The 12,877-nt window shown below is 39.8% G+C and carries 8 protein-coding genes; 3 read left to right on the top strand and 5 right to left on the bottom strand.

Annotated features, from left to right (window positions below; translation table 11 throughout):
- Window positions 1-66: 66 nt before the first annotated feature.
- Entirely contained in the window at window positions 67-1,767 is a 1,701-nt protein-coding gene (locus tag BM107_RS07330) for a sodium:solute symporter family protein (protein ID WP_090981786.1), read from the bottom strand.
- 100 nt (window positions 1,768-1,867) lie between these two features.
- Entirely contained in the window at window positions 1,868-4,336 is a 2,469-nt protein-coding gene (locus BM107_RS07325) for a PIG-L family deacetylase (protein ID WP_090981784.1), read from the bottom strand.
- Between the two features lie 257 nt (window positions 4,337-4,593).
- Here BM107_RS07325 and BM107_RS07320 point away from each other — a divergent pair, with 257 nt between their 5' ends.
- Window positions 4,594-5,931: a sigma-54-dependent transcriptional regulator gene (locus BM107_RS07320; RefSeq protein ID WP_090981782.1), complete on the top strand. Its 1,338-nt coding sequence runs from the start codon at window positions 4,594-4,596 to the stop codon at window positions 5,929-5,931.
- 478 nt (window positions 5,932-6,409) lie between these two features.
- On the opposite strand, the gene BM107_RS07315 is transcribed toward BM107_RS07320, so the two are convergent.
- A complete protein-coding gene (locus tag BM107_RS07315) occupies window positions 6,410-6,862 on the bottom strand; it encodes a substrate-binding domain-containing protein (protein WP_090981836.1) in 453 nt (150 codons plus the stop codon).
- 46 nt (window positions 6,863-6,908) lie between these two features.
- Between BM107_RS07315 and BM107_RS07310 the strand changes: the two genes are divergently transcribed.
- Together BM107_RS07310 and BM107_RS07305 are read left to right on the top strand one after the other, a co-directional pair.
- Window positions 6,909-8,543: an ABC transporter substrate-binding protein gene (locus BM107_RS07310; protein ID WP_090981780.1), complete on the top strand. Its 1,635-nt coding sequence runs from the start codon at window positions 6,909-6,911 to the stop codon at window positions 8,541-8,543.
- 103 nt (window positions 8,544-8,646) lie between these two features.
- Window positions 8,647-8,850 (top strand): DUF2683 family protein, encoded by a 204-nt coding sequence (locus tag BM107_RS07305; protein ID WP_090981778.1) that lies wholly within the window; start codon window positions 8,647-8,649, stop codon window positions 8,848-8,850.
- A 400-nt stretch (window positions 8,851-9,250) separates the two neighbouring features.
- Here BM107_RS07305 and BM107_RS07300 read toward each other — a convergent pair whose 3' ends face one another.
- On the bottom strand, window positions 9,251-11,335 hold the full coding sequence (locus BM107_RS07300; protein ID WP_090981776.1) for a S9 family peptidase: 2,085 nt from the start codon (window positions 11,333-11,335) through the stop codon (window positions 9,251-9,253).
- A 110-nt stretch (window positions 11,336-11,445) separates the two neighbouring features.
- Window positions 11,446-12,876, bottom strand: coding sequence for a SusD/RagB family nutrient-binding outer membrane lipoprotein (locus BM107_RS07295; RefSeq protein WP_090981774.1), 1,431 nt, complete (start codon window positions 12,874-12,876; stop codon window positions 11,446-11,448).
- Window position 12,877 lies beyond the last annotated feature (1 nt).

Raw genomic sequence — 12,877 nt, 5'->3', positions numbered from 1 at the left:
TAGAAAATAAAGGTATTAAATTTCCAGGCCTGCGCCCGAGGAAAAATATCTGCTTTGCGTAAAAAATCAGGCTGATTTTTCAGTCGCAACTTTTTGATTTGAAAACAACAGACCGATTACTGAGCAGATGATTACTGCTGCCGCGCCAATTACATTAAGCCAGAGAAATGAAACTATATCAAACTTATAGATTGCTACAACGGCAATTTCTGATAAGATAGCCGAAATAAACACATTTGACCCGTTTATCTTTTTCAAATAAAAAGCCACTAAGAAAATGCCCAGAATTGGTCCATAAAAAAGTGAGCCCAGCACATTAACGGCCTCAATTAACGAACCCATTTGTGTAGCAAACATGGCTACTGCGATTGAAAAGATACCCCATGCTAAAGTATGCAAACGGCTATATTTTAATTCCGTTTCGTCATCAACTTCTTTTTTACCAAAAATAAGGTGTACATCTTTTAAGGAACAGGCAGCCAGCGAATTTAATGCGGCTGATATAGACCCCCAGCTGGCCAAAAATATGACAGCGAAAAGCAGACCGATCATCCCCACCGGAAGTGTATTTTTCACAAAGTACAGAAAAATATAGTTGGTATCGGTTTTCTCTGCATTGTAATTTGATTTATTAATGGCTTCTTCTACCCGGCTATGTAACTCTTTAACCTGTTTTTGGGTTGCTTTAAAATTTGCTATGGAAGAATTTAGCGTTGGCGACTGCTTTTCTTTTTCCAGAAGAATATTTTTTGATTGCTGGTTAAATTTCTGTGCTAAGGCCTGGTGTTCTTTTTCAAAAGCTGCGGCCTGCCGGGGCTGAGTTTCTTTTAAATGCTGATAGGACCGTTCGTTAAAATAAATCGGAGTCGGTTTTAAAGAGAAAAAAGCAAATAATAATGCGCCGATTAAGAGGATCGCAAACTGCATCGGGATTTTAACCAATCCATTTAACAGTAATCCCATTTTGGCATTTGTATTATCTTTTGCCGTAATGTACCTTCCAACCTGGCTCTGATCGGTGCCAAAATAAGACAGCGCCAGAAAAAACCCACCGATTAAACCGCTCCAGATGTTGTATTTATCCTTCCAGTCAAATTCTGTTGTAATTACATTTAATTTACCAGATTTTCCGGCCAGGTAAAGCGCGTCTTTAAAACCTATTCCATCAGGCATATTCTGCACCAAAAGGTATGCAGCAAAAGCCATGGTTCCTAAGATGATCAAAAACTGTAACTTCTGTGTATGCGCAATTGCCTTTGCACCACCCACGTAAGTATAAATCAACAATATTCCTCCGGTAAGGATATTAGTTAAATAAATATTCCAGTTTAACACACTGGAAAGGATAATACTTGGTGCATAAATACTGATGCCGGTTGATAATCCCCGCGAAAACAGGAACAGCAATGAGGTTAATACCCTTGTTTTTTTATCAAAACGGTTTTCTAAATATTCATAAGCTGTATATACATTTAACCGCTGGAAAATGGGAATGAAGGTAATGCAGATCACGATCATAGCCAAAGGCAGACCGAAATAATACTGAACAAAACGCATACCGTCGGTATAGGCCTGCCCCGGCGCTGACAAAAAAGTAATGGCGCTTGCCTGTGTGGCCATAATACCAAGCAGCACAATATACCAGGGCATTTTATTATCTGCCTTTAAATAGGAGGCATTGCTTTTCTGCCCACGACCAATAAAAACGCCATAGGCTACCACGGCAAGCAAAGTGAATATCAATACGGTCCAATCGATATTACTCATGCCCAGAATTTAGTAAACAAATAATAAAACACAAGCTGAAATACCAGCGCCAAAGCGAGTAATGCATACCAGGTATTCCAGTTTTTAAACTGATTTTTCATCACTTTCCGGCTGATAAAAAGTTAAAGAACAACCTGGCTGCGCCAACATTGCCTGCTGGCAACTGCCTGAAAAATGCTAAAGGCGTATAAATGAAATTACCTTTGCCGTATTTAGCATAAAGGGTTGAACCCTGAAGTGGCTCCTCGCCCGTATCGTGCATTTCAAAAAGCGTTTCGTATCTGGGATCCCATTGGTCAGGGAAGTAAGCACCACGTTCCTGCACCCAGCCTTTAAAATCTTCAGCAGTGATTTTATTTGGATAGTTCAGTAATTTATGGTCAGGTTTTAAAAACTTAACCGCTGCATTTTCTTCGGTTACCCTTTTACCACTGATGCTAAATGGATAAATACCAAAATCCTGCAATGCCATATCCTGTGTGGTATTGTACTGCATGACAATGGTTCCGCCGTTTTCTACATAACTGCGTAAAGCAGTTTGCCAGTTTTTAATTCTCTTTTCGGTATTGATTACCCTTACGCCGGTTACCACGGCGTCATAGCTTGCCAGTTTGACCGGATTTAGGATATCTGCCTCTGTCAGCACATCAACCTGTAAACCGGCCTGTCTTAAAAATTCGGGAATAAGATCGCCAGCCCCTTCGATATAGCCAATTTTTTTCGCCAATACTTTGATGTCTCCCTTAATTAACCAGGTAGTAGCCGGAACAAAATACTGAAGGGTTGGTAAATGCGGGTATTGGATCAATACCTGCCCTTTTGAATATTCATTTGTTTCTGATGAAAAAACTGCTTCTAATTTATTCTGGCTGGTTTTAATTTTAACTAAATCTTCAACAGGGATAACGAAATTCATCGTGCTCAGCGTATTCTCGCCCAAGTTAATCCCCTGGAAGGTTTTTACAACCTGGTTCCCTATTTTAAAAGTAATTCTCCCGTAATTGATATTCTTGTTGGCCCTTAAGCGAAGGCCGACATTTAAAGCTTCTTTTTCTTTTGCAAAATAAACAGGTTCGCTAAAACTTAAGTCTAATGCAGGGACAATTCTCAGTGCTTCTACCACATCTCCCTTAACAGGATCTAATTTTTTATAGGATAAAGGCAAACTGACCGCGAATTTTTCAGATTCGATTTTCAGTGTCAACAATACATTAACCGGCGATTGCATTTCCGGAAGCCCAATCAACGTATCATTCGGCACGCTAAATGTTGCTGCGTTTTTTGCAGGCTTGGCCAGCCAATAAGGTTCAGTAGGCGCAGCATCTGCCGGAATCTGGATTTTTCGTTCAATGGTAATCAGCGAATCATTTGCCAGCGTTCTGTTTAAATGATCTGTCTGGTTTAGCCAGTTTACACTTTCTACCTTTACAGGAGTAGCCGATCTTGAAATTAAGTTTAAACGGAAATTATAACTGTTGCCGGCAATGGCTTCAGGCTGATTGGTTACCACCTCGCCCATAAACCCTGCACTGCTTAAGATGATCTTATCGATCGCAGCAAGTTTATCTTTTCTTAATGCTACATCCTGCAATTCGGCAATTTTTCTTCTTAGCATTAATAGTCCGTGCAGGCTTTTGTCCGGCTGGTTATAATTAAATGATAACAATATAATATCAATGAGTTCATCAATATCGCCTACGCCTTTATCAGACCAGTTCATGTTTAAGCCATCAAAAAGAATTCTTTTGGCAGGATCGCCCAAAACATTGACAAAATATTCTGAACGTACACCGGCCACAGATTGTGTTCCGGCTCCCTGGCTTTTATGCAAACTTCTGCTTAATCCAGCCAACTCTCCATACCCCATTCCCAATTGAGCATCGTATTGTCCAACGGATACCTTTAATTGATTTTCGGCTGTTGTATTAACTGCACCAAACCTGAAGGTATTCCATAACAATCTTTTGGGCTGCCAAACAGCAACGTATTTCAGCTGTTCGGGAAACATATTTTTATCGGCGGCCGCCTTAAATGCTTTTTCGGCAACAACTGCAGAAGCTGCATGTTGTCCATGTCCTGCAGCAGCAGTCGGCGGGAAACGGCAGATAATTACATCAGGCCTGAATTTTCTGATTACCCAAACCACATCTGCGGTAATGCTATCGGCATCCCACTGTTTAAAAGTATCAGTGGTATTCTTCGAGAAACCGAAATCAATGGCCCTGGTAAAAAACTGTTGTGCGCCGTCTAATCTACGGGCTTCCAAAAGTTCATGTGTTCTGATCAAGCCCAATGCTGCCCCTTGTTCGGTACCCAAAAGGTTCTGCCCACCGTCTCCCCTGGTTAGCGATAAATAAGCTGTTTCTACATTCTGATCGTTAATCAACCACGACAGCAAACCCGTATTTTCATCATCAGGATGGGCGGCCAGATACAAAACCTTGGGTAGGTGTTTTAAGGTTTTAAGTTCTCTGTAAATCTCGGAAGATTTTGATGGACGAACCTGTTGCGCCAAACAAAACATTACCGGTAAGCATAGGGTGAATATGGCAGTTAATCTTTTGAACATAGTATTTGTTTTGCAAAATTCAAATATGCTCAAAAAGCTTTTATTTTGTTGCCTAAGAAACGAAAAAGGTACAAATTAAGTCGAGGATCAGGAGCCTTAAGCCAAAGTTTAAAGTCAAAAGCCTTTTACCGCCACCCATAGCCTCTATTTCTACAACATAAAGCATCCGAATGGAACTTACAACCAAATAGCTTATTTTATCCCCTCATCATCTTTCGTTATTTTTATTACTTAATATTGCAGTATAATTTTAACCTATGAATGGGATGGTCCTCATCATTGATGATGAAAAGAAAATCTGCAGTTTACTTTCCAGGATTATAGAACTGGAAGGCTTTAAAACCTTACAGGCCAATACCGGAAAAGAAGGACTCAAACTTTTAAAAAGCAATGAAGTAAGTATTGTCATCAGCGATGTAAAACTTCCTGACGTAAATGGTGTTGCACTGGTTAAAGATATTAAAGCTATAAAATCCTATGTAGAAATTATTAACCTCACCGCTTACGGAACAATTGCTGATGGGGTTCTGGCCATTAAAAACGGGGCATTTGATTACCTTGTAAAAGGCGACGATAATGAGAAAATCATCCCGCTTTTATACAAAGCGATGGATAAGTCTAACCTTCAGCGCAGGGTTTCTGATCTTGAAAACAAAATCGCAAAGAAACATAGCTTTGAAACGATCATCGGGCAATCTAAAACATTAAAGGAAGCTATTGATCTGGCTAAAAAAGTAAGCAAAACCGATACTACCGTTTTGTTGCTTGGTGAAACGGGGACTGGAAAAGAGGTTTTTGCACAATCTATCCACTATGAAAGCCTTAGGTCGGCAAAACCCTTTGTGGCCTTAAACTGCAGCGGATTTAGTCCGGATTTATTGGAAAGTGAATTATTCGGATATAAAGCAGGAGCCTTTACGGGTGCAAATAAAGACAAAAAGGGATTATTGGAAGAAGCCAACGGCGGTACTTTATTGCTGGATGAAATTGGAGAAATGAACCTGGATTTGCAAGCTAAGCTATTACGCGTACTCGAAAGCCAGACTTTTATTAAAGTTGGCGATACCCAAACACAACAGGTAAACGTCCGGATTTTAGCCGCCACCAATAAAGATTTAAAAGCCGATGGCTTATCAGGAAAATTCCGGTCTGACCTGTATTATCGCCTTTCCGTTTTTACCATTACCTTGCCTCCGCTCCGAGAGCGTAAAGCCGATATCCCTGCATTGGCGACTTACTATCTGAAAGAATTTGCAGATAAGGTAAATCGGTCAGTACCAAAAATGGACGATAAAATTTTATCCGTATTGAGCAGCCATAGCTGGAAAGGAAATATACGCGAGTTAAAAAATATCATCGAGCGTTTGGTTATTTTATCAGATGACAATGTACTAAGCGCAACTGCCCTCCCACCTGAATTCTTTGATTTTACACCCGTAGCAAATGAATATAACCTGCAGCAAATAGAAAAACAGCACATTCAAAAAGTGCTGATCCACACCAAGGGCAACAAAACAGAAACATCCAGGTTATTGGGAATCGGTTTAACTACACTTTACCGTAAGATAGAGGAGTATCAGATTAAAGAGGTTTGAAGGTTCGAAGGTTGTAAATTTTTCTCGTGCTGTCAGAGTTTCTAGTGCTGTCAGATGTTAACATCTGACAGAAGGTACAATATTTTAGTTAGGAACTTGATAATTATTATTTAATTAAAGTACTTTCTTTTAGACGATCTATCCATGACCGATTCGTCATGCTGAACTTGTTTCAGCATCTTTTTAGTAAGAAAGACACTGAAATGAATTCAGGGTGACGGCCGCTTGATCCAAAAGCCGATATAAATTACCTAGAGAGAATTTCAGTGCTGTAAGATGTTACCATCTAACAAAAGGTACAATGTTTTAATTAGGGAGTTGAAAGTTTTAAAAGTTGGAAGGTTAAAAATCCATCTGCTAAAATTCAATTAGAACCATTTTTAAGTTAGCACAAGCATCGAAATTTGGAAAGTTGAAAGATTTGGGCACGAATGGTAGTGCCCATTATCACTCTTCCATCATCCATTTTACATCAGCCTTAAGCGCCAAACCTGATCCACTTATCACCTTCATGTCCGAAGATAAATGAACCCGGATGCAGCATTTCAGCAATATCTTCGATCAGGGAAACAGCATTTTCGGCGGTCCGTTCTCGTTCTACGTCGTCATTTAATAAAATAATACGGTTGTTTTTTACCGCAGGCCAGTTCGCATCCATTACAGATGGTACTTCGCGCATTAAATCATTGAGCATTTTGCCAGGCTGATAATAAATGATGAAAACAGCACTTAATATATCAGCTTCCAACATTCCGCCTGCCAAAGCAATCTCTTCTGAAAGCAGATAGACGGGAGAATTACTTGCATCGATACAGGCTACAGGCACTTTATCCATAAATTTAGTCTTATGTTCTACCAGATCTAAACGCTCCTGCAATTCTTCCTGTTTAGCTTCATCGAGGCCAATAAATAAATCGTTTAAAAAAGACATCTGCATTAAATTTATTAATTTGTGCAAAAATAACATTCCTGATCGCATGAGAGGCTCATTTAAATATATATTTTGGTTTTTTTATGTAATCATCTGCATTTCATGTAAGGAAAATGCTCATCATAGCGACAAGAAAGTATTCAATATCAATCTCGATCAGGGTTTAACTTCAATTGACCCGGCTTTTGCGCGAAACCAGAACGCCATCTGGATGACCAACCAGATTTTTAATGGTTTGGTACAGATTGATTCATCCCTGCAAACCCTGCCCTGCATAGCCAAAAGCTGGGCGGTTTCGGAAGATGCACTTACCTATACTTTTAATCTGCGTAGCGATGTTTACTTTCATGACGACCCCATTTTTAAAAACGGAAAAGGCCGAAAAGTAGTTGCCAGCGATTTTGTATATAGCTTTTATCGGTTGATTGATCCAAAAGTGGCTTCATCAGGCGGATGGATTTTTAGTGATAAGGTAAAGGACAAGGGCAATTTTATTGCACTGAACGATTCTACTTTTCAAATTAAACTGGTACGCCCTTTTCCGCCCTTTATGAGCTTACTTACTACCCAATATTGTTCTGTTGTTCCCAAAGAAGTAGTAGAGCATTATGGTAAAGATTTCAGGAGCCATCCGGTGGGTACCGGCCCATTTAAATTTAAATATTGGAAAGAGGGCGAGATACTGGTGCTGTTAAAAAACGAACATTATTTTGAAAAAGATGTGAAAGGAATATCATTACCCTACCTTGACGCCATCAAAGCCAGTTTCATTACCGATAAACAAAGTGGTTTTATGAGCTTCCTGAAAAAGGACCTGGATTTTTACTATAATGTAGATGGCAGTTACCGCGATGATATCCTGACCAAAAGCGGAAAAATGACCTCAAAGTATAAAGGAAAATTTACGCTTACCAAAAGCCCTTACCTATGCACCGAATATGTTGGTATTTTGGTTGACACTAATCTTTCGATTGTAAAGAAATCGCCATTACGTTTTAAAAAAGTCAGACAGGCCATTAATTATGCCATAGACCGTGACCGATTAATTAAGTACCTGAGAAATGGCATTGGTGTTTCGGCCACATCTGGTTTTATCCCTAAAGGCATGCCCGGTTTCGATAGCCTGGCCGTCCGTGGATATGCCTATAACCCAAAACTTGCGGCTAAACTATTGGTGGAAGCGGGTTTCCCTGAAGGGAAAGGGATGGAAGAGGTTACCTTAAATACCACTACAACCTATAAAGATCTGATCGAGTTTATTCAGGGCCAGCTTACCGCCGTCGGGATTAAAGTTAAAATAGATGTTAGCCCCAGCGCCAGCCTCAGGGATCTGATGTCTAAAAACAGCGTCAATTTTTTCCGTGGCTCCTGGCTGGCCGATTACGGCGATGGAGAGAATTTCCTTTCTATGTTCTACTCTAAAAACAAAGTGCCTTACGGACCAAATTATACTGCTTTTTACAACAAAGAATTTGATCAGCTTTTTGAGAAAAGCTATTATGAAAGCGATAATGAAAAACGTTTTGAGCTGTACCGAAAAATGGACCAGATGGTAATGGATTATGCTCCGGTTATCCCTTTATTCTACGATCAATCAGTGGTGATGCTACAGAACAATATCAGCGGTTATTCTTTTAATCCACTCAGCCTGATGATTTTAAAAAGGGTAAGGAAAATTTGAAAAAGGAAATGTATTTCTTAAAAATAGCTGTAAACATTCATTGATTTGATTGGAGTATAACCAGTTTTATTGTTAATAGCAACAATTATCTTTAATTTTGAGTATGGATGCATTAATAGTTTACCCGGAAAACAAGGAACAGCTTACTGCTTTGAAAGCAGTAATAAAAGCGATGAAAATCACTTTTGAACAAAAAAGTGAGGTAATTCCTCAGGCGGTAAAAGAAGGCATCAAAGAGTCTTTGCAACAAGCAGATTCAGGTGATTTAATACCATATAATGGCATCAGGGAAATGATAGGCAAATAATGGCTTTAAGTATTTTCTACACAAAAAGAGCAAAAGAAACAATTACCTTAGTTTATTTTTTCATACAACAGAAGTTTGGAGATCGTGTTGCTGATGAGTTTATCAAAAAAACGGAAAAACGATAAAATTAATTTCAGAACAACCATATATGTTTAAAGAATCCTCATTCGAAATAAACGTTAGGATTGGTCTGATTACAAAACAAACTTCAATCTTTTATCGCGTTACTAATGACTCAATACATATATTATTTTTTTGAAACAATCTGCAAGAGCCGCTAAGTATTTAAGCGAAAATGAAAAAGCTTCCCGTTTTTGATCCTATCTTGCAGACACATCGTTATGTGTGTCCAACCTTATTTTGCTGCCCTGTTTTAAACCTTTGAATAAAACACAAAAGTCTACTTTTCACCCATCAACTTCCTTTTAAGGAAATCAGCCGTTGCTTCGCTTACTTTCAAACCATTTGAAAATTTCATCCAGTGGTGGGTATCATCCGGAATGGCCAAAAACTCAAAATCAAACTTTTTATCTTCAAAACGTTTAACGAGATCGACACTTTGGTTAAAAGCAACATTGCGGTCGTCATCAGCGTGGATAATCAATGTGGGCGAAGTCCAGGTATTTACATAGCTTGCCGGTGATGATTGTTCGGCTACTTTTGCTGCAAGTGCCGCATCCGGAGCTGGTTTTCTTCCTTCCTGATCTGAAGTAGTAAACCGGTTATTTACACCATGGATATCTACACCTCCTGCGAATAGTTTAGAATCTTTGCCAAGGGCGAGCGCGGTGAGGTATCCGCCATAAGAACCACCATAAATCCCGATTTTATCTTTGTTGATACCAGGCTGTGCAGCCAGCCATTCGCCGGCGGCTTTAATATCCTGATATTCTGACGCACCCTGTGCGCCTGCTTTTAAGGGTTTATGAAAATCATAGCCATAGCCGATTCCTAAACGGTAGTTTACAGACAGCACAATAAAACCGATATTAACCAAATACTGATTTAACGCATAATCTATCGAATAGTAATCCATCGGATTCCAGCCTAAAAACATCTGCCTTTGCGGTCCGCCGTGTACATAAATAATCGCCGGTTGATTTTTACCCACTTTTTTTGGCGAAAACAACTGGCCATAAACACTATTACCATCTGCAGCTTTAAAACTCACATGTTTAGGAATCACCATATCTTTCAGTGGAAAATCATTTGGAATGAGGGATTCTCCAATGAGTTCCAGCGCTTTTCCCGTAGTAATCAACGCAGGTAATAGTGGTCTTTCAGCAGTTGAACTCAGACAAAAAACTGTTTGATTGTCGGCTGCAATAACAGGATAGGCTTCTATTCCTTTGCCTAAAGTTAAGGCCTGCATATTCGCCTGATTAACTGAAACTTTATAAATATGCCTCCTGTCCATGTCATCTGCATCTTCGCCCTTATTGGCGGCAAAAACCAATGTTTTTTTATCGGCACTTAATTTAATGTTCTCTACAGCGAAATTACCGGGCGTGAGCAGCATGCGTTTTGATCCGTCTGGATTGATGGCATACAGATGCGGCCAACCGTCCTCATAAGAGGTAAAAACAATTTTACCGTCGGCCCATAATAGGTTCGTGCCACCATCAATTGAAGGGAAAGAACCACGTAAAGTTTCGGGGGCTTTCCAGATCATTTTTCCCGCACCCGTATTTACGTTTACCGTCCATATGGCCCAGGGCTGATGTTTCTTGGTTAAAATGGAGTCGGTTTCCCCACCAACACCGGGCGTTCTGATAAAGGCAATATCATTTCCATCCGGCGACCATACCGGCGTATTATCTTTAGAAAATGAAGGCAATAGCCATTTAACAGGTGTTTGCTGATCAGTATAAATCCCTAAAAAGGAGTGATCGCTCCGGTTTGAAATAAAAGCTATTTTTTTTCCGTCGGGCGACCATTTATAGGCTCCGTTTATTCCTTTGGCGTAAAACAGGTTTTTAGCCGCTGATGTCCCATCAACAGGACTGACCATCACCTGACCGTTTTTGGCAAAAATAACCTGGTCGCTATTGGGCGAAATTACCGGATTGTCGCCTTCGCCTAAAGTAACTATATCACCTCCCTCAAAAGAAACACTAAATACCTGCACTTTAGGTGCAATTGGTGATGAGTTTGCATTAACCGGCCCACCATCTCTGCCTCCATGATCGCCTCCACGCACAAATACAATCCACTTTCCATCAGCAGAAACAGATAAACTGGTTAGTTCCTGCCCATCATCTTCCACATAATCTGTGATTTTTACTGCCTTATAATCAGGTGCTTTTGCGGTGTAAATATTTCTTTTTCCTTGTTCGTTCGCGGCCCAGGCAATTTTAGAACCCCTGGGTGAGGCGACTAGTTGTGTAGGAAAGGGATAAGATAAAACAGATTTTAAGCTAAAAGACTGTGCGGATATATTGGAGGTAAAGAATAGAACCAGAAGGAAAAACAGTGCTTTTTTCATTTATCATATAGTTTGGCGCTAAGCGTATGGGGCTTAGCGAATAATGTTGGCAAATAACATTTGGCGAAAAGTATATTAAACGCTCTCCACCAAACGCCATTCGCTTTATCTTACTGATCCCACCATAAACGAGTTGTTCTTGGAACATCTATAGGTACATTGTTGCCATTTTTACTTCTTTCGCCTTGCGTATAATCTAACCGGCGGATGAATGTAGGAAGTGCTGCATTAGCAGGCATACCAAAATCTTTGTACTGGTAATCGAAACGGCGTGCATCATTCCAAGCTTCCGGATTCAAATAAGTAGCAATGTACTTTTCTTTAAAAATGAGGTCTTTGGTTAAGGCAGCCGCACCAACACTCACTAAAGGGTTTGCCAGATAAGCATCACGATTTGCTGCAGTAACCTGAAACTTATCCATATTGGCACTTATACCTGCGAGATATGCTGCATAAGCTTTGGTTTTATCGGTATTGAAATAAGCTTCAGCCTCTATAAATTTCAATTCAGCAAACGTAACGATGAATATTGGCGAAGTATCGCTGGTCCATGGGGAGTTTCTCGAAATATAACATTCATCTTTTGTCGTATTAGCCCCAGGCAACCTGTTACCTGCACCGTTTATCGTTCCTATATAAATGTTATTGATGGTTTTATCGGTAATCTTTTCTATACGGGGATCAAAAACGCTAAATGTCTTACCATTTAATGCATCAATTAACTGTTCAGAAAGCCAGCCTCCCAATGATTGTTGTGAATTGGATAATGCGACATTTGCCCATGGATTACGCTCTTTAAAGGTAGCCATAATGGCATCATCTGTATTAGCTGTAAAAGAACTGCCCAATGCGGCCAACACAGCCGTAGGGTTATAGGCACTGGTTTTGCTAATCTTATTTAATAACCTGGCCTTTAAAGCATAAGCCATTTTTAACCAGTTTACTCTTTCTGTTGTGCTTTTACCATAAATTAAATCGCTGGTTGGCGCCAATTTAACAGTTGCATCTGTTTTGGCAAGTTCCAAAATAGCTTCATCTAAAAGTGCTATGGCCTGATTATAAACATCCTGTTGTTTATCGTACTTCGGTGTTAGGTTATTGATATTAAAGGCTTCCGAAAATGGTGCATCTCCCCAAAGATCATTCACCAATGTGAGGTTATAAGCAATAAGTACATCAGCTACGCCTTTATATTCGCTTGAGTTTTGAGCTACAGCTAACTTTTTCATTTCATTGGCATCGGCCATAGCAAAATAAAGGGCATCCCAGGTGGTGGTGAAATCGATGGCCTGATAAGTATCACCAGCACCATTCGCGGCAGGATTAGCCGTATACTGCACATAAGGGGCCGTAATGCTTCCGATGAGATAATTGTTATTTGCTGCCTTATAAGTTGATGTGGCCAGTAAAGTACTTAACGTAGCTGTTGGCACTTGGTTCGGATTGTCGGACAGTGAATCAAAATAACTTTTTTTACAGCTTTGCAAACCTAGTGCTGCAATTAAAGCTGAGTACAATGTATATTTTATAATTTTTTGCATC

The sequence above is a fragment of the Pedobacter suwonensis genome (assembly GCF_900111825.1).
Taxonomy (GTDB): domain Bacteria; phylum Bacteroidota; class Bacteroidia; order Sphingobacteriales; family Sphingobacteriaceae; genus Pedobacter; species Pedobacter suwonensis.
The sequence above is the reverse complement of the archived record's forward strand: the minus strand, read 5'-3'. Positions and strand labels throughout refer to the sequence as shown.